Origin of the sequence: Roseateles puraquae, from assembly GCF_002205845.1 — a bacterium.
Lineage (GTDB): Bacteria > Pseudomonadota > Gammaproteobacteria > Burkholderiales > Burkholderiaceae_C > Pelomonas > Pelomonas puraquae.
Genome location: NZ_NISI01000007.1, coordinates 135,277 through 152,704, shown reverse-complemented (window position 1 = coordinate 152,704; position 17,428 = coordinate 135,277). Strand labels below are relative to the sequence as shown.

Annotated in this window: 14 protein-coding genes; 12 read left to right on the top strand and 2 right to left on the bottom strand. The window is 68.4% G+C overall.

The genetic code is table 11. The features are described 5' to 3' along the window. Nucleotides 1-86 precede the first annotated feature (86 nt). The 7 genes from bchM to puhE are packed head-to-tail and all read left to right on the top strand — an operon-like array spanning nt 87 to nt 6,049. Complete coding sequence (bchM, locus tag CDO81_RS17950; protein WP_088484602.1) at nt 87-782, top strand: magnesium protoporphyrin IX methyltransferase; 696 nt, start codon at nt 87-89, stop codon at nt 780-782. Then, a complete protein-coding gene (locus CDO81_RS17945; protein WP_088484601.1) occupies nt 779-2,242 on the top strand; it encodes an MFS transporter in 1,464 nt (487 codons plus the stop codon). The genes bchM and CDO81_RS17945 overlap by 4 nt, the downstream gene beginning before the upstream one ends. Before the next feature lie 9 nt (nt 2,243-2,251). Further along, a complete protein-coding gene (gene puhA, locus CDO81_RS17940; protein WP_088484600.1) occupies nt 2,252-3,007 on the top strand; it encodes a photosynthetic reaction center subunit H in 756 nt (251 codons plus the stop codon). Then, nucleotides 3,004-3,723: a photosynthetic complex putative assembly protein PuhB gene (gene puhB / locus CDO81_RS17935; protein WP_241517053.1), complete on the top strand. Its 720-nt coding sequence runs from the start codon at nt 3,004-3,006 to the stop codon at nt 3,721-3,723. The genes puhA and puhB overlap by 4 nt, the downstream gene beginning before the upstream one ends. Nucleotides 3,724-3,726: 3 nt before the next feature. Further along, nucleotides 3,727-4,200: a photosynthetic complex assembly protein PuhC gene (puhC, locus tag CDO81_RS17930; protein WP_088484599.1), complete on the top strand. Its 474-nt coding sequence runs from the start codon at nt 3,727-3,729 to the stop codon at nt 4,198-4,200. Then, nucleotides 4,184-5,260: a magnesium-protoporphyrin IX monomethyl ester (oxidative) cyclase gene (acsF, locus tag CDO81_RS17925; RefSeq protein WP_088484598.1), complete on the top strand. Its 1,077-nt coding sequence runs from the start codon at nt 4,184-4,186 to the stop codon at nt 5,258-5,260. The genes puhC and acsF overlap by 17 nt, the downstream gene beginning before the upstream one ends. Before the next feature lie 21 nt (nt 5,261-5,281). After that, complete coding sequence (puhE, locus tag CDO81_RS17920; protein ID WP_088484597.1) at nt 5,282-6,049, top strand: putative photosynthetic complex assembly protein PuhE; 768 nt, start codon at nt 5,282-5,284, stop codon at nt 6,047-6,049. 742 nt (nt 6,050-6,791) lie between these two features. On the opposite strand, the gene CDO81_RS17915 is transcribed toward puhE, so the two are convergent. Further along, the gene (locus CDO81_RS17915; RefSeq protein WP_088484596.1) at nt 6,792-8,723 is read right to left on the bottom strand and encodes a UvrD-helicase domain-containing protein; all 1,932 of its coding nucleotides are present in this window, start codon (nt 8,721-8,723) and stop codon (nt 6,792-6,794) included. Then, nucleotides 8,720-11,137 (bottom strand): AAA family ATPase, encoded by a 2,418-nt coding sequence (locus tag CDO81_RS17910; RefSeq protein ID WP_088484777.1) that lies wholly within the window; start codon nt 11,135-11,137, stop codon nt 8,720-8,722. The genes CDO81_RS17915 and CDO81_RS17910 overlap by 4 nt, the downstream gene beginning before the upstream one ends. 547 nt (nt 11,138-11,684) lie before the next feature. On the opposite strand from CDO81_RS17910, the gene CDO81_RS17905 reads away from it, so the two are divergent. The 5 genes from CDO81_RS17905 (at nt 11,685) to CDO81_RS17885 (ending at nt 17,419) form a co-directional block, all read left to right on the top strand. Continuing rightward, a complete protein-coding gene (locus CDO81_RS17905; RefSeq protein WP_088484595.1) occupies nt 11,685-12,461 on the top strand; it encodes a DUF1521 domain-containing protein in 777 nt (258 codons plus the stop codon). A gap of 62 nt (nt 12,462-12,523) precedes the next feature. Continuing rightward, nucleotides 12,524-13,240, top strand: coding sequence for a hypothetical protein (locus CDO81_RS17900; protein WP_144397297.1), 717 nt, complete (start codon nt 12,524-12,526; stop codon nt 13,238-13,240). A 69-nt stretch (nt 13,241-13,309) separates the two neighbouring features. After that, nucleotides 13,310-14,812 carry a TIGR02594 family protein gene (locus tag CDO81_RS17895; protein WP_088484593.1) on the top strand — a complete coding sequence of 501 codons (1,503 nt, stop codon included), beginning with the start codon at nt 13,310-13,312 and terminating at the stop codon, nt 14,810-14,812. 76 nt (nt 14,813-14,888) lie between these two features. Continuing rightward, nucleotides 14,889-15,683 carry a hypothetical protein gene (locus CDO81_RS17890; RefSeq protein ID WP_088484592.1) on the top strand — a complete coding sequence of 265 codons (795 nt, stop codon included), beginning with the start codon at nt 14,889-14,891 and terminating at the stop codon, nt 15,681-15,683. Between the two features lie 131 nt (nt 15,684-15,814). Then, the gene (locus CDO81_RS17885) at nt 15,815-17,419 is read left to right on the top strand and encodes a LysM peptidoglycan-binding domain-containing protein (RefSeq protein ID WP_088484591.1); all 1,605 of its coding nucleotides are present in this window, start codon (nt 15,815-15,817) and stop codon (nt 17,417-17,419) included. Nucleotides 17,420-17,428: the final 9 nt, after the last annotated feature.

Below are 17,428 nucleotides of genomic sequence, written 5' to 3'. Positions count from 1 at the left end.
GGCAAGCACATCGCCCTTGGCGGGCCGGCTTGGGAGCGGCCCGGCGCACGGCCCGCAAACACCCTTGCACACGTCGAGGTGACGTCATGAGTGCCTATCTCGAACGCCGCGGCGAAATCGAAACCTATTTCGACCGCACCGCCGCCGACGCCTGGGCGCGGCTCACGTCGGACGCGCCGGTTGGGCGGGTGCGGGCCAGCGTGCGGGCCGGGCGCGACCGCATGCGCGACACGCTGCTGTCCTGGCTGCCCGGTGACCTGCGTGGCCGCCGGGTGCTGGATGCCGGCTGCGGCACCGGGGCGCTGGCGGTTGAGGCAGCGCGGCGCGGCGCCGAGGTGCTCGCCATCGACCTGTCACCCACGCTGGTCGACCTCGCCCGCGAGCGCATGCCGCGCTTCGACAGCGGCGGCAGCATCGAGTTCCGCGCGGGTGACATGCTGGACCCGGCGCTCGGCCGCTTCGACCACGTGGTGGGCATGGACTCCCTCATCCACTACGAGCCGGCCGATGCCGTGGGTGTGCTCGCCGAGCTGGCGGCCCGCACGCGGCATTCGGTGGTGTTCACGTTCGCGCCGAGCAACCCCGCGCTGCAGCTGATGAAGGCCGTGGGCAAGCTCTTCCCGCGGGGCAACCGCTCGCCGTCCATCGTGCCGGTGGCCGAGCAGCGGCTGTATCGGCTGATCGACGCCCACCCGCGGCTGCTCGACTGGGACGTGCGCCGCAGCCAGCGCGTGTCCGGCGGCTTCTACACCTCGCAGGCCCTGGAGCTGGTGCGGCCATGAAGCCCCTGTCGCCCCGCCAGCTCAACCAGCGCCTGGCGCTGAAGTGGTCGCGCCTGGGCCTGCAGTTCCTGCCGTTCGCCGACGTCGCCACCACCGAGCTGCCGATGTCGCGCCTGCTGCGGCTGGCGCTCTTCCAGGTGTCGGTGGGCATGGCCTACGCACTGCTGGTGGGCACCTTGAACCGGGTGATGATCGTCGAGCTGGGTGTGGCCGCCTGGGCGGTGTCGCTGATGGTGGCCCTGCCGCTGCTGGCCGCCCCCTTCCGCGCGCTGGTGGGCCACCGCTCCGACACGCATCTGTCGGCCCTGGGCTGGCGCCGCGTACCCTATCTGTGGTTTGGCTCGCTGCTGCAGTTCGGCGGGCTGTCCATCATGCCTTTCGCGCTGATCCTGCTGCAGCCGGGCGCCGAAGCCAGTGCTCAGCCGGGCGGCGTGATCGCCGGGCAACTGGGCGCGGCGCTGGCCTTCATCCTGGTGGGCGCCGGCATGCAGACCACGCAGACCGCCGGCCTTGCCTTGGCCACCGACCAGGCCCGGCCCGACACCCGCCCCCGCGTGGTGGCGCTGATGTACGTCATGCTGCTGCTCGGCATGGTGATGGCCAGCGCCGTGTTCAGCCTCGTGCTGCAGAGCTTCAGCCCGACGCGGCTGGTGGCCGTGGTGCAAGGTGCGGCCCTCACGACCATGGTGCTCAACACGCTGGCGCTGTGGAAGCAGGAGGCCCGCGGCACCGTGGTGCGGGCCGAGGCGGATGCGGCGCGGCCGCCCTTCCGCGAGGTCTGGCAGCGCTTCGCCGCGCAGCCCCACACGCGCCGCTTCCTGGTGGCCGTGGCCCTGGGCACGGCGGCCTTCAACATGCAGGACATCGTGCTGGAGCCCTATGGCGGCGCCATCCTGAAGCTGCCGGTGGCGGCCACCAGCCTGCTCACCGCCGGCATGGCGCTCGGCTCGGTCATCGCGTTCGCGATCGCGGCGCGGCTGCTGCAGCGCGGCTTCGACGCCCACCGGCTCGCGGCCCTGGGCCTGTTGATCGGCATCGTCGCGTTCTCCGCCGTCATCTTCGCGGCGCCGCTCGATTCGGGCTGGCTCTTCCGCGCCGGCAACCTGCTCATCGGCCTGGGCGGCGGCCTGTTCGCGGTCAGCACGCTGGTGGTGGCCATGGGGTTGGAGAGCGCTGGCGGCGCGGGCCTGGCCCTGGGCGCCTGGGGCGCCATGCAGGCCACGGCCGGCGGCCTGGCCGTGGCGCTGGGCGGCACGCTGCGCGACGGCTTCGAGGCCCTGGCCGCGCACGGCTGGCTGGGCTCGGCCATGTCCGAGCCGCAGGTGGCCTACAGCGTCGTCTATCACCTGGAGATCGCGCTGCTGTTCGGCACGCTGATCGCCATCGGTCCCCTGGTGCGCACTCGCGGCACACCGCTTTCGTCACGCCAGCGCTTCGGGCTGGCCGAGTTTCCAGGCTAGGAGGCCTCCATGCAAACCGGTGCCATCACGGGCTATATCGACGTCGCCCAGCTCGTGCTCTATGCGTTCTGGATCTTTTTCGCAGGGCTCATCGTCTACCTGCACCGCGAGAACAAGCGCGAGGGCTACCCGCTGGAGTCGGACCGCTCCCGCGCGATCGCCGTGCAGGGCTGGCCGGCCGTGCCCGAGCCCAAGACCTTCCGCCTCGCCAATGGCGACACCGTGCAGGCGCCCAACGACCGCCGCGACAACCAGCCGCCACTGCATGAAGGCGTGTGGCGCGGCGCTCCGCTGGAGCCCACCGGCGACCCGCTGCTCGCGGGCGTGGGCCCCGGCAGCTGGGCCGACCGTGCCGACGTGGCCGACATGACCTACGAAGGCCTGCCCAAGATCGTGCCGCTGCGGGCCGCGCCCGACTTCGGCGTCGCGCACCAGGACGTCGACCCGCGCGGCCTGCCCGTGCTGGGCGATGACGGTGTGGAAGGCGGCCGCGTGGTGGACCTGTGGGTGGACCGCTCGGAGATGCTGTTCCGCTACCTGGAGCTCGAAGTGCCCGCTGCCGGCCGCGTGCTGCTGCCGATGAACTTCGCCCGCGTGCAGCAGCGCGCCGTGCGCGTGAAGTCCATCCTCGGCCACCAGTTCGCCAAGGTGCCGGCGACGAAGCTGGCCGAGCAGGTGACGCTGCTGGAAGAAGAAAAGATCATGGCCTACTACGGCGCCGGCACGCTCTACGCCACGCCACAGCGTCAGGAGCCGCTGCTGTGAGGGCCGTGCCCAACCTCGTGAACGTGCTGGCCCCGGCGCACGAGCACGAGTTCGAGGCGGCGCGCGGCCTGCCCGAGGCCCTGCCCGACGGCGAGGTGCAGCTCTGGCAAGGCAGCCCGGACGCGCGCCTGCTGGCCCGCCAGGCCCTGCATCTGGACGTGGTGGCGGGCTACTTCGCGCTGCTGCTGGCCTGGCGCGGCTACACCAGCTGGGCCGATGGCGCCACCGCCAGCCAGACGCTGATGCAGCTGGCCGGCATGCTGCCGCTGATCGCGCTGGCCTGCGGCCTGCTGGCCACCATCGCGTGGCTGATGGCGCGCACCACCGTCTACACCCTCACCAACCGCCGCATCGTGATGCGCGTGGGCATCGTGCTGAGCATCACCTTCAACCTGCCGTTCGCGCAGATCGCCGCGGCCAGCTGGCGGCCGCGGGGGCGCGGTGGCGACATCGTGCTGAGCCTGGCGGGCAGCGATCGCATCGCCTACCTGCACCTCTGGCCGCATGCCCGCCCCTGGCGGCTCAAGCGCACCGAGCCCATGCTGCGCGCGCTGGCCGATGCGCCCGCCGTCGCCGCCCAGCTCGCCCAGGCCCTGCAGCAGGCCGAAGCCGCCCGGCAAAGCCTGCCGGTGCGCGCCGTGGCCACCGCGCCGGCCCTGCCCGCGGGTGCGCCGGCGGGCGGCAACCCATCCCGCCCGCTTCCCCAGGTCGCCTGAGCCATGAGCACGCCTCTCACCAGCAAGCTGCCCACGCTGCCGCTGTCGGCGCTGAGCGCGCTGGTGCTCGTCAGCGTGATTGGCGTGGGCGCGGTGCGGCTGAGCGGCACCAGCCCGCAGCAGCAGCTCGACGCCAGCACCCTCGTCAGCCGGCAGCTGCGCTTTGAAGACGGCGCTGACGGCAGCATCGCGGTGCGCGACGCCCGCACGGGCGCGCGGCTGGACACCATCGCCCCGGGCACCAACGGCTTCCTGCGCAGCGCCATGCGCGGCCTGGTGCGCGAGCGCAAGCGCCAGGGCCTGGGCCCCGAGCAGCCGTTCGAGCTGCTGGGCCGCGCCGATGGCCGCCTCACCCTCGTCGACCCCGGCACCGGCCGGCGCATCGACCTCGAATCCTTCGGGCCGACCAATGCCGCGGTGTTCGCGCGGCTGCTGCCCACTCACCCACCAGGAGCCGACCATGTCGCTCAGCGCTGAACTGCAGACCCCGGAAGACGCGGCCCGTCTGGCCAAGACGGAAAGCATGCTCACCCCGCGCTTCTACAAGACCGACTACGCGGCAATGGACCGGCTCGACATGAGCCCCATCCGCGCCGAGTGGGACGCGATGATGGCCGAGTACGAGGGTGACAACAACCACGACCACTTCACCCGCACGCCCGAGTTCGCCGCCGAAGCGGCGGCCTTGTCGGCCACGTGGTCGCCCCAGCTACGGCGCGACTTCCAGGACTTCCTCGTCAGCTCCCTCACCAGCGAATACTCGGGCTGCGTGCTCTACAACGAGATCGCCAAGAACGTCAGCAACCCGGACATCAAGCAGCTGATGCGCTACCTCACGCGCGATGAATCGCGGCATGCGAACTTCATCAACCAGTCCCTGAAGGACTTCGGCCTGCAGGTCGACCTGGTCGGCTTGAAGCGCACCAAGGCCTACACCTACTTCAAGCCCAAGTACATCTTCTACGCGACCTATCTGTCCGAAAAGATCGGCTACGCCCGCTACATCAGCATCTACCGCCAGCTGGAGCAGCACCCCGAGAAGCGCTTCCACCCGATCTTCAAGTGGTTCGAGCGCTGGTGCAACGACGAGTTCCGCCACGGCGAATCGTTCGCGCTGATGATGCGCGCCCAGCCGCACCTGCTGCAGGGCGGCAACAAGCTCTGGATCCGCTTCTTCCTGCTGGCCGTCTACGCCACCATGTACGTGCGCGACCACACCCGCCCCTGGCTCAGCGAAGCCCTCGGCATGGATCCGACCGACTACGACTACCGGGTGTTTGACATCACGACCGAGATCGCCCGCCAGGTCTTCCCGCTGAGCCTGGACACCGACGCCCCCGCCTTCCGCGCCGGCATGACGCGGTTGTGCACCATCGCCGCCGCGAACGACCGCGCCAAGGCCCGCGGCGGCCTGCTGGGCAAGCTGCAGCAGGGCGTGTGCGCGGTGCGCGCCACGCTGTGCTTTGCGCGGCTGTACCTGCTGCCCGTCAAGCACCACGACCTGCCGCGCGAGATGCGCGTCGCGCCCAGCTGGTAATCAACAGCGAAGCGCCGCGCCATGCAACACGGCTGGCCCGCCCTGTACACACTGCTGCTGTGGTGGTTCAGCACGGGCGTGATCCTGTACTTGAACGGCCTGCCGCGCGCCACGCACAAATGGACGATGGGCGCGGCCACCGTGCTGCTGGGCATCTCGCTGCTGGGTGTGGCCGTGACGGCCTCCGACACCCGCGTGACCGGGGCCTACCTCGCCTTCACGGCGGCGCTGATGGTCTGGGCCTGGCAGGAAGTGGGCTTCCTGCTCGGCTACGTGACCGGCCCACGCCGGCGCGCCTGCCCGCCCGAAGCGCGCGGCTGGCGCCGCGTGGGTCACGCGGTCATGGCCATCCTCTATCACGAGCTTGCGCTCATCGTGCTGGGTGCGGCCGTGCTGGCCCTGACCTGGGGCCGCCCCAACCAGGTCGCCACCTGGACCTTCGGCGTGCTGTGGCTGATGCGCCTGTCCGCCAAGCTCAACGTCTTTCTCGGCGTGCGCAACCTCAACGAGCAGTTCCTGCCCGAGCACCTGCGCTACATGCACACCTACTTCCGCCAGCGGCCCAGCAACGGCCTGTTCCCGGTCAGCGTGATCGCGGTCACCGGCCTCGCGGCAGCTGCCTGGCATGGCGCCGTGGCCCGCAGCTTCGGCGCCTTTGAGGTGACGGCCTGCAGCTTCGTCGCCATGCTGCTGAGCCTGGCCCTGCTGGAGCACTGGTTCATGGTGCTGCCCCTGCCCAGCGAGAAGCTGTGGGACTGGGGGCTGCGGTCGCGGGCGCCGCATGGGTGAGTGTGGGGGCGGCCGGCTCGCGCGCATTGATGGTGCCGAAAGCACGACAGTCAGGTCAGGCACGGAGCGTCAATGCTTTGAACTGCGCGCCGCTGCGAGGCCAGCGGTGCACGTCAGCCGTTCGATAGGACTTCCCGGCACGTTGCTGCTTCCTTGTCGACTGGACTGCCGCTGTGCAGCGGGTGCGGTCCGCCGAATAGCCGGACTCAACACCATAAAGCTGCCGTTCAATGCTCGACATGAGAGGCCGCCGATGGCCGCAGCAAGCCAGGGCATCCTCCCGATGGAGAGGAGGGACATCACGGGCTTCCGACGCGAGTCGGCTCTATCGACTGGCTGGACGGCATCACCTGAATTCAAAGTCAGCAAGACCAGCCCATCCATCAGGATGCGTTAGTGCTCGGTAGATCTTCCGTCAGCCCTGACCTCACAGTCCGGAAGCCCCCAACCCAAAGGATGAGACACACATCGGTAGATTTTTCCATCCCCGCTGATCTCAAAGTCCGGAAGGCCGCCCCGCCGTCTTCATGCGTGACCGCGCGATAGATCTTGCCGTCTGCGCTGATCTCGCAGTCGGCGAGTCCGCCCCAACCCTTTGGGTGAGTCACTGCCCTAATAGTCTGTTTCACAGACCCTCCGTGACTATGCGGTTCAACTTGGATTGGGAGACCGAAGCGGCCGTACAACGCCGAGGCAGTCCTTCCAACACCAGCCACGCTGCCCGCAACAGCTGGGTCTCACACTAAAGCGCTGCAGGCAGCACCTCCTGAGTGAAGAGTGCATTTCGCGGCAGGATCCCGCTTGCCACGACGTTCTCCAAGATGGCCGCCGGGTCGGCGACAAAGAAAGTCAGCACCAGCCCACGCTGGGCGCGTGTACAGCAGACGTAAAGCAGGCGCAGCGTTCGGCTCCAGGTGTTTTCATCACCGTCCTGCGCTCGTGCGCGGTCTGCCGCACGGGCCTCAGCACTGGCGAAGACACGCTCATAGTTGTACGTTCTGTAGTCGCTCTCCTCCTCGTCCATTACTACGATGACGCGCTCGAACTGGGCGCCCTTCACGCCGTGCTGTGTGGCATAAGGAGAGCCTTCTGAGATATAGCGCTCATAGGGCCGAAGCTCTTGGGCAGCGCACCCGAAAAACCTAAGCATTGCCGTATCCGATGATCGCCCTTCGGTAGGTGTTGCATCGGCGGTCTCAGCCTCCTGAGCAACGTCATCAACGCCTCCAACGAACCCAAGTACACGCACATAGCGCTCGTCGAACTTGAATAGGCCAGCGTCGCGGAGATGGAGAGCTATATCGCCAACGGTGGTGCCTACCTCATCCAGCATTGCGACAAGTCTCACGACGGCTGCATGCAACTCTCGCAGCACATCCGCGGCACGGCGGCCGAGCAAAGCGTTAGGCGCCAAGCGCGGGCTGAACTCTCGGAGCAGGTTCATTGCTGCGAACTCGTTGCCGGCGTTCACGGCTGCAACGAGCGGTAGCGCGAAACTGAGGAAGGGTCGAACGGGCCAACCGGTGCCGTCCTGCATCCCCTGCTTCATGGCCTCTGACGTCTTGTCGTTCAGCGCCGAGTAGATGCCGCCGAATCCGAGCCGGTTGGCGGCCATGCGGTGCACTATGACAAGAATCTTGACCGCGTTGTCTGGGGTTGTCCAACCCTCGTCGTTGTTCGTCGCCGCGTTCCACGCCCGGACTCTTGCCAGCGCCTCCGTTCGGTTCAGCGTGTTCGGCAGGACAAACATCCGGGCTGAGCCTTCCACCGGCTTGAGGTCCCCATCGACCCTCTCGTGCAGCCCGCGGACTTGCTTCATGCCGTCGCCCTGCGCGCGCACGGCGTTGGCGACATCAAGAATCTGCTTGGCGCAGCGAAAGTTCTCCGGTTTCGTGATGGCCCGCCAATGGTCTTCGAGCGGGATGTCCCCCGCACCTCTCATGAAGATTGACTGCATAGGGTCGCCAAAAAACCCGAGGCAGAACCTGCCCCGCATCTGAGCCTCCACTTCCTTGAAGGACTTCACCACCCCCGGGAACGTGTCCTGACTCTCGTCGATGAACACGAATGGGTAGCTCAGCGCAACGACCCGTCGGAACAGCGGGCGGTTTTGCAACAGGAAGTCGGCAAGCTGAAGGATGTCCTCGTGACCGAGGATTCCCTTCGCGTAGTCACTACCCACGCCGTAGTTGAAAGTCTTGACGTTATCCACAGCCTCCAGGCTTCGGGCATAGCGCTCCTGGTCGGCCTTGTTCCTGTCGCGCGTGGTCTGCCGAACACGCGAGCCGTAGTTCTCAAACTCTGCTGCCAGTTCGGAGATCCGCCTGCGGATGTCGTTCTGAAGCCAAATCTTGATGTCGGCCTGAAATGACTTAGCAATGGCCCAGTAGAAGCTATGGATGGTCGAGACATGGACCAGCGGGTCGTCGTTGACGTCCGCCAGGATTTCGTTGGCGGCGAGATCGGTATACGTGATGCACGCGACTTTCTGTTTCTTCGCCCGCATGCTGGCGCCGCGCTCCGACATCACCCAGTCCAGCGCCTTGATGAGGGAGGTGGTCTTGCCGGAACCAGCGCCGGCACGAACAACAAAGGGCTGCGGCGGCGTCGCGGCAATGCACGCGTGAATCTCGCGATCGGCGTCGGTGTCTGGGCTATCGACTCGCCTGCTCATGCCGTCTGCCCCTCGCCAGCAATGACAGCGACAACACCGGCTGCAGTCGGCTCAATCGTCGCGACCTCCGTGGCGATGGCCGCGTCGGCCTCAAGCTCGTGGGCCACTTTGGCTTCGAGCCAGACCAAGCCCTCGGCGATGTACGCAGGAACCTTCCAGCTATTGAGCGGCCCACTTGCTAGGACCTCCAGCGCAAAGCGGGTCTTGTCGAAGTTCTTGCCTACCACTCGGTTGTGCAACTTCTCAGCCAGTTCCTCGGGGCTGCTGGGCGCGCGCCTGAGCTTTAGGCCGACCGCCCGGTTGGCCTCTGCCTGGCACCAGTCGGCGTTCTCAAGACCAAAGGCCTCCTCAAGCGTGCGGCCGCAGAGCTGCGAGGTCGCCGCACCCACCGTCACCGAAACCTTGGTCTGATAGGCCACCCGAACCTCAGCGCTGGAACCCTCGGCCAGCGACAGCGTCTTTTGCTCCGCAGTAACTTCCCAGAGTTCCGCCACCGACCGCCTCTTCGGGATCCAGCTGATGAGGGTTTGGTTGGACGTGACGGCACCTTCCACGTGCGCATGGCAGGTGCTGCCACGCTTCTTGGACTTCTTCTTTCCGCCAGGTTCTGCTTCGTCGTCGTCTTCGAGCTCAAAGGGCTTCAGGTCGTCGTCCTCGTCATCTCCGTCGACGGCGCCCTCAGCACCTGCACCTTGCGCGGCGGCCTTCTCAGCATCCGTCTTGACCGTAACGCTGTCTAAATCCGTGATGACCAGTGTCGTGAGTCCAACGAATGCGATCAGTTCCTGGAACCGATGCGCAAATGCGCCACCGACTTCTAGGATAGTCAGGGCGGAAGAACGCAGACGCTTGGCCGCTGACTCGATCATGGCTGGTAAGAGCAAGCGCTCGACGTTGCCTTCCACCAATATGACCGCGTCGGAAAAGAAGAGATCGCAATGCGTCAGCTTTAGATACCGCTGCAGGAATTCGCGCGCTGGAGCGTCGGCCGCGCTCGTCTTGAATAGCGACAGATTGCGCACGTCCGTGTGATGGTCCAGCTGGTCGCTGACGCGGCGGAAGTACCGAATGGGAGAGAAGCCGCGCTCATAAAGGATGTGTGGGGAATGCGTGGTGATGACGAGCTGCGTATGAAAAAACGTCGCGTGGCCGTTGGCATCCTCAATGAGGCGCAAAACGTTCCTGATGAAGACCTGCTGGATCTGCGCGTGCAGATGTGCCTCAGGCTCTTCAATGAAGACCAAATGCAGCGGCGCCCGCTTGTCTTCCTCGGCTTTCCACTGCTCGTGCAGATCGAGCAGCTCAACCACCATGTAGACCAGGTTCTTGAATCCTAGGCCGTTGTAGCTGTCGGGCAGTTGAGCGGTAGCCGCGCCCGGGATCACGTAGTGAACCTTGGCGTCCTGTCCCAGGACGGTGGTCGGATCCAAGGCCGCCCGAATCACGATCTCGGGATTGTTGACGCCCGGGTACCCGAGCTTGGCCAGGCGCTTGAGGGTGTCACTGAAGACTTCCTCCAGGTGGAAGTTCAGCTCCTTCTCTGAGATATCGAGCGCTTTAAGAGCTGCATAGTCATCGCCACGCTTCTCAAGGTTGCGGTGATAGAACCTGCTCAGGCGCCGCGACAGGCTCTCGGCGCGATCAGAGCTGCCGGCATCCGGGTCATCGAGGTGCCGCTGCGCGCGCAGGAAATCCACCCTCACCAGCGACTTGAGAATGGCCGCGCCGCCTGGCTCCTTACCTAGGGGCAGCGGCTCGTAGTCGGCCTCCCTTGCCTGATAGCCGGCAAACGCGCGCTCATCCAGCACGTAGTAGCGGAACGTGTACTCCTTGCTCAGCTCCTTGGTGAGGTACTTCGTCAAACTTTCTGGCCAAGGCTTGTACTCGTTAGCATCGCCCACCGCCGCAGCCGCATCTTCCGCACCCGCCTTCACGGCAGGCTCCCCGGGTTCTCTGCGCCTGGCCATCAACGCGATGGCCGCGTTGTTGGCCTTCTCATGCAGTTCATGGAACTTCCGGACTAGCTCGTGGGCATCCCGAGGCTCGAACGCCACCCGGATGCCGACACACTTGCCGTCCCACTCCGTGCTCGGCAGTAGCGGCATCGCAGTAGCCAAGTCGTCTTCACCGACGCGGAACCAAAGATCCAAGAGGATGGACGGCAACCTCTTGGGCGCGTCCTCATCGCCTGGAGGCGTCCTGCCGATGGCATCGATCTCGGCCCACAGCGTCGCGCTGAAGTCGAAGAGCTCGAACTTCCTCACGTCTCCGCGGAGCATCGAGTACAGGCCTTGGACGGCGGACGTCTTACCGCTGTTGTTGGCGCCCACAAAGATGGAAATCTCGTCATCGAGCTCGATGACAACGTCGCGCAGTCGGCGGTAGTTCCGCAGCCGATAGGCCTGTAGCTTCATGATGACCTCCCTCAAGGTGTTATTTAAGGGGATTTCTGATCCCCCAGCTGGTGGTGTTCCTCAGAGTGCTAATGCTTCTGTCCCTTCCAGCAAAAAACGGATTCTTGCTGCGGAACCCGACATGGCGTAAGCCGCGCACTCGCTGGCCGGCCACAACATCCGCACGGTACGTGAACGATTAAGCGTAGGCCGGAGCGCCGACAACCACGATCAACATCCATTTGCCGCATCTGAGTGATGCCTCCTTAACCGCACATATGCGCATTGCGGCACCTCATACCAGTCGTTCGTAAAGTTCTGCTTTCAGCCTCCTGCTGTCGTACTCGTCCACTTCGAGTCCCGCTTCAACGGTGGCCCCTTCGCGTTCCCGCCTGCCCGCACACCGGCGCCTGCTGCTCCCGCCAATCCGCCAGGAACACGCTCCACCCTCCCCATTGCGGCTCCCCCTAGCTGCGGCTGCCCCGAATTGCGGGTGGCCGCAGCTAGCCGGCGCGCTTCAGTCCGCATGCAATCACGTTGCGACTGAAGAAACGCATCAGGAGAGACCATGACCACCATCCAGACCGCCAGCGCCACCTCGCTGAGCGCCACCGCTGCCCTGAGCGGCAGCAACCCCACGAACGCCAGCACCCACATGAGCGGTGGCCAGGCGGTGTTCGAGAACGACAACTACCGCATCACCGCCGGTGACAACAACACCGTCAACATCTACAACAAGAACACCGGCGAGAACTACAACATCTGGGGCGACCCGCACGTCAACATCGACGGCCAGCACGCCTTTGACTTCTGGGGCACCACCACCTTCGCGCTGGAAGACGGCACCAAGGTCACCATCGAGACCGTGCCCGCCGGCAACGGCATGACGCTGGCCAGCAAGGTCGCCATCACCAGCGGCGACTACGGCGTGGAGATCAGCGGCGTGGACACCAACCAGGTCGGCGACCTCAAGATCGACGAAGCCGCCGGCTGGGGCAGCACGCTGGACTGGACGCATGACGACGGCAACGTGCTGCAGGAGAACCCCGCCGGCAAGGGCTTCCTGGCCGTGGACGACAACGGGCAGATCCGCAAGGTCGATCAGAACTACATCAACGCCACCGACCTGCAGAAGAACCCACCGGCCGAAGCCACCCAGCAAGGCGGCGAGTTCCTGCGCAACCTGCTGACGATGTTCTCGGGCGTGATGACGGCCTCGCTGAGCGGCGCGTTCCTGAGCGCGCTGAGCAGCGCGCTGGACGCCACCGAAAGCCGCCGCCAGCCGGAGCCCGCCGTGCGTGACGCGAACCGCTTCACGCTGACCATGGTGCGCCTGGAGTTCTGACACGCCGCTCGCGCCACCGCGACACGGGCGGCTCCTGCGAGCCGCCTTTTTTGTGTCCAGGCATGACCGACACTGGCCGCATGCGCGCCTTCCTGCCCCGCTGGCTCGGCGGCCTCGGCGGCTCCAGGCCGGCGGCCTGGCGGCTGCATGACTACCCGCCCTTCCCGCTGCCGCACCCCGGCTGCGGCGCCGCGTTGAGCCTGGCGCAGGCCGAAGCCAACCTGGCTGCCTTCACCACCACGCTGGCCGGGCGCCAACTCGCCCTGCGCGACTGGCTGGCCCAGCATCACGGCCCCGACGCGAGCCAGCTCGCGCCGGTCGACTACGCCACGGCCCTGCAGCACTGGGCGCGTGAACACTGGGCCCGCCTGCCCGCCTTTGCACGGCTGCCCGCACACGCGCCCTGGCCCGATGGCGGCATGACGGGCCACTTCATCGTCAACAGCCTGCTGGCCGATCTGGCGGCCAGCCTGGGTGAAGCCATCCGCCGTGGCCAGCCGGCCTGGCGCTGGGGGCTCAACCTCGATGCTGCCGACCTCGCCGACGGCATGGCCACCGCCCGCCGAGTGGTGCTGCTGGCTGACCTGGCCGAGCCCACGCCCGAGACCGCCGAGGCCGTGCTCGACCCCGCCGCGCCGGTGTTCGCGGCCCACCGCTTTCCCGGGTCGGTGGACTTTCGGCTGCTGGACAGCTGGGTCGAGATGGTCCGCGGCGCCCTCACGGCCGGCGGGTTGCGGCCAGCCCCAGCTGCGGCTGACCCGAATTACGGGCAGCCCTAGCTGGCGAACCCAGCGCAGTCCGTCTGCAATCACGGCAACGCGCCCACTCCCGGGCGCAGGAGCCGCCTCATGACCTCCGTGCCCCAGTACCGCGTGCAGCGCGGCGACACCCTGACCGAGATTGCCCATCGCCACGGCGTGGACCCTGAAGCGCTGATGCGCGCCAACGGGCTGGACCCCGCCCTGGCCGACGGAATCGTGAGCCGCCAGGCCCGCGACCCTGACCGCCTGCAGGTCGGCCAGCGGCTCACGATTCCCTCGGCCACCGCAGGCCTGGAGCGGCAGCACTCCGTGGCGCCGGGCGAGACGCTCGCCGGCATCGCCGAGCGCTGGGGCGTGGCCCTGTGGTCGCTGATCGAGGCCAACCTGCCGTTCCTGCCATCGCACGAGCCCTCAGGCCGCCCCGCCGCTACGCAGGGCCCCGTCGCGGCCCCCGGCAACGCAGCAGCAGGCCCGGCCGGCACGCTCGACCTGCGCCAGTTCACCGACCCCACCCAGGGCTCTCGCGCAGCGGCGGCCATCGTCATCGGCAGCGCAGAAGGCACGCGCCGGCCCAATGGCGGCTTCACCGCGGCCTATGGCGGCCATGCCGACCCTGGCAATGCCGCCCACAACCGCGGCTCCTTCTCGTACCAGCACACCGCCAGCAGCCCGGCCGACGCCGACCGCCGCCAGCTGCAGGCCCTGCAAGGCCAGCTGCCCGCCTATGAAGCCGCCGCCCGCGCGGCCGGCCTGGACCCGCGCAACGCGCGCCTGGCCTCGGCCTACCTGGATCTCTACAACCAGTCGCCCAGCGCTGCTGCCCGCTTCCTGACCCAGCTCGACAGCCTGCGCGGCCAGCCGCTGGACACCGCTCACCTGACCCAGCTGCGCGTGAACAGCTTTGTGGACAGCAGCACCGGCGAGCGCTTCCGCCTGGCCAATGGCGGACAGGCGGGCAGCGGCTTCGTGAACATCGCGCGCCACCAGCTGGGCCGCACGCCAAGCGAAGCCGAAGTGCAGGCCGTCATCCGCGCCGACCAGCAGCGCCGCATGACGGCCGTCGACGCAGCCCTGCAGCAGCAAGGCCTGCTCGGGGCCGCCGCAGCCGCACCTGTTGCGCCCACGGCGGCTGCCCCCACGGGCGTGCCACGGCACCTGCAGATCGCACGCGGCGAACTCGGCACGCACGAGATCCGCGGCGCCCGCGACAACCCCCGCGTGATCGAGTACCACCAGGCCACCAGCCTCAGGGCCCGCAACGACGAGACCTCGTGGTGCTCCTCCTTCGTCAACTGGACGATGCAGCAGGCTGGCCTGCGCGGCACGAACAGCGCGGCCGCCCGCAGCTGGCTGAACTGGGGCCAGGCCGTGCCCCGTGATGCCGCGCATGTGAAGCCGGGCGATGTCATCGTCTTCCCGCGCGGCAACAACCCGGCGCAGGGCCATGTGGCCATCGTGTCGGAGGTGCTGGACAACGGCATGGTGCGCGTCATCGGCGGCAACCAGGGCGTGCGCGGTGAAGCGTACGACGGCGTGACCTACGCCGACCGTCGGCTGGACAGCGCCCTGGGCGTGCGCCGCGCCCCTTGACCTCATCCACGGGGCGCCCGATTGCCCCCCGTTGATGTGACAGGCCAGGCCGCCGCCGTGCTCGAAGATCCCGACCATGCCCGTGCTTCGATCTCTCCCCTGGCTGGCCGCGCTCAGCGGCCTGGCACTGGCGGCTCAGGCGGCCGCTCCCCTGCCGCCGCTGCCGACACAACTCGCCTGCAACCCCGACGCCAACACCCGCTGGGCCCTGAGCCGAGACGGCAGCGGCACGCCGCGCCAGGTCAGCGTCAGCGTGACCGCCGGCACGCGCGAATGCGACTTCGCCAGCAGCGGTGCCCCCTCGGCCCTGCCGGGCGGCGGCTGGCGCTTCGACTGGCAAGACGAGGTGCTCGGCCAGCGCCAGCGCGTGGAGGTGCAACCTGCGGGGGACGGCTTTCGGCTGACCCCGCAGCCGGCGGCCTGCGGCGCGCTGCGCCTGCCGGCCACCGTGACGCTGGCGCCCAAGGCGGCCGGTTGCACCGTGTCGGTCGACCGGGACGGCGCCTTCGAGCAGTTCTGGCAACAGCTGCGCGACGCCCTGGCGCGGCAAGACGGCGAGCGGCTGCAGCAGCTCTCCATGCCGCAGCTGGAGTTCGTTGAGGGGCCCGACATCGTCAAGGCGCCCGCCAGCGTCATGCGGCGCGCCGCACGCTGCCTGCCCCGCGTGACCGCCACCACGCGCCCCATCGAGCTGCGCGACCTGCTCAAGCCCGAGCAGGCGCCGCGGCTGGACATGCCGCCGCTGTCCCGCAAGGGGGATTCGCGCATCGACTTCGCCGGCGCGATGAGCCTGCGCTGGACCGCGCAGGGCTGGCGCATGGACGGCTTCAACACGAGCCGTGACGTGTTCGAGAAATGCCCCGCGCCCTGACGCGCTGATTCAGCGGCTTGCGGCCAGCCCGAGCTGCGGCTGACCCGAATTGCGGGCAGCCGCAGCTGGCGCGCCAAGGCGCGGCGGCATGCAATGGCAAGTGCGACTGAATCAGCCTGAAGGACACCGCCTTGCTTCCAGCCCTCGACACCACCGGCACCCGCGCTGCCGGCCCCACGCCCCGCCCGCCCGCCGGCGGCGAGACCGTCTACGCCCAACGCGGCGACCGCCTCAGCGACGTGGCGCAACGCCACGGCGTGGACGCCTCCGAGCTGCAGGCCGCCAACCCCGGCCTGGCCCAGGCCGAGGCCCTGCTGCCCGGCCAGCCGGTGCGCCTGCCCGCGCGCGATGACGGCACCAGCCCCGCCGTGGCGGGCGTCAGCGCCGCCACGGGCCGCGAAGGCCTCGTGCAGGCCCTGCAGGCCCGCGCCTACGAGGCCGGCCGCGTGGCGCCTCAGCAAGCCTTCGACGGCACCGTGCTGCGCAGCGTGCCCACCGTTCACGAAGGGGGCACGCTCGACCACCACTTCAGCTCCCCGGGCCGCTACAACGCGCCCGGCCAGGGCATGCTCTACACCGCACCCGACGCGGCGAGCGCACTGCATGAAGCCGCCGCCTATGCCAAGCTCGGCAGCCATCCGTTGGCGGAGCGCAGCCTCGTGGAGACGGCCTTTCGCGCCACGCCCGACGCCGAGGGCCGGGGTGGCGTCGCCGACATCGCCGAGGGCGCACGGCGCGTGGGCCTGCCGCAGAGTGCCTTCACGCAGGCCAAGGGGGGCAAGCCGCCGAGCCTGCTGCATCAACTGACCGGCGAGCACCCCTACACCTTGCCGCAGCAGGCGGCCAAGGGCGCCTCGGACAACGGCGCCACCGGTCTGCGCGCACCCGCGGCCACCTGCACGGCGCAGGTCGACATCGTGACCCGCCATGCCACGCCCGACCAGCTCACCCCGCTGCGCGTGACCCGCTACGACGCGGCGGGCCAGCCGGCCCCGAGCGTGCCCGCAGCCGGCATCGTGCGGCCCATGCCCACCGACACGCGCGCCTACCAGGACGGGCCCGTGGCCAAGCGGGCCGGTGATCGCGCCGCCGCCAACCAAAGCCCAGAGAAGCTCGGGAAGACACGCACGGACCAGGCCCGCCAGCTGCTGACCGATGCGAAGGCCGGCTACCCGCGCGCCTCGTCGGTGCGCTATGGGGCGGCCGGCGCTGCGGCCGCCACCTTGATCGACGCCGGGGTGCGCGCGGCCCACGCCGAACCCGTGGCCGCCGGTCAGGTGGCCGGCGACGTCGCCAAGAGCGCCGCCCTGGGCGGCGCGGCGGCCAAGGGTGTCGATGCCCTGACCCCGCGTCTGGGCCTCGTGAAGGCCGGCGGCGCCGTGGGCGCGCTGGTGCAGGCGGGTGTCAGCGGCTACGGCAATGCGCAGGCCTACCGCGCCGGCCAGATCACGGGCTCACGCGCGGTGGCCAACACCGTGGTCGACACCGGCACCGCGGCTGCCGCTGGTGCGGCCGGCGCCTGGGTGGGTGCCGCCGTGGGCTCGGTGGTGCCGGTGGCCGGCACCGCGGTGGGCGCCGTGGTCGGCTTTGGTGTGGGCGTGGGTGCGCATTACGCCATCGGCGCGCTGGACCGGGCCACCGGCGTGACCCAGGCCGCCAAGGACGCGCTCACGTCGGGCCTGCAATCGGCGCACGAGGGCGTGTCCAAGGCCTGGAACGCCATCAAGCCCTGGTAAGGTGAAGCT

Excerpts from the sequence above, each read along its gene's own strand:
- bchM (WP_088484602.1), top strand. The coding sequence starts at position 87 with ATGAGTGCCTATCTCGAACGCCGCGGCGAAATCGAAACCTATTTCGAC.
- CDO81_RS17945 (WP_088484601.1), top strand. The coding sequence starts at position 779 with ATGAAGCCCCTGTCGCCCCGCCAGCTCAACCAGCGCCTGGCGCTGAAG.
- puhA (WP_088484600.1), top strand. The coding sequence starts at position 2,252 with ATGCAAACCGGTGCCATCACGGGCTATATCGACGTCGCCCAGCTCGTG.
- puhC (WP_088484599.1), top strand. The coding sequence starts at position 3,727 with ATGAGCACGCCTCTCACCAGCAAGCTGCCCACGCTGCCGCTGTCGGCG.
- acsF (WP_088484598.1), top strand. The coding sequence starts at position 4,184 with ATGTCGCTCAGCGCTGAACTGCAGACCCCGGAAGACGCGGCCCGTCTG.
- puhE (WP_088484597.1), top strand. The coding sequence starts at position 5,282 with ATGCAACACGGCTGGCCCGCCCTGTACACACTGCTGCTGTGGTGGTTC.
- CDO81_RS17915 (WP_088484596.1), bottom strand. The coding sequence starts at position 8,723 with ATGAGCAGGCGAGTCGATAGCCCAGACACCGACGCCGATCGCGAGATT.
- CDO81_RS17910 (WP_088484777.1), bottom strand. The coding sequence starts at position 11,137 with ATGAAGCTACAGGCCTATCGGCTGCGGAACTACCGCCGACTGCGCGAC.
- CDO81_RS17905 (WP_088484595.1), top strand. The coding sequence starts at position 11,685 with ATGACCACCATCCAGACCGCCAGCGCCACCTCGCTGAGCGCCACCGCT.
- CDO81_RS17900 (WP_144397297.1), top strand. The coding sequence starts at position 12,524 with ATGACCGACACTGGCCGCATGCGCGCCTTCCTGCCCCGCTGGCTCGGC.
- CDO81_RS17895 (WP_088484593.1), top strand. The coding sequence starts at position 13,310 with ATGACCTCCGTGCCCCAGTACCGCGTGCAGCGCGGCGACACCCTGACC.
- CDO81_RS17890 (WP_088484592.1), top strand. The coding sequence starts at position 14,889 with ATGCCCGTGCTTCGATCTCTCCCCTGGCTGGCCGCGCTCAGCGGCCTG.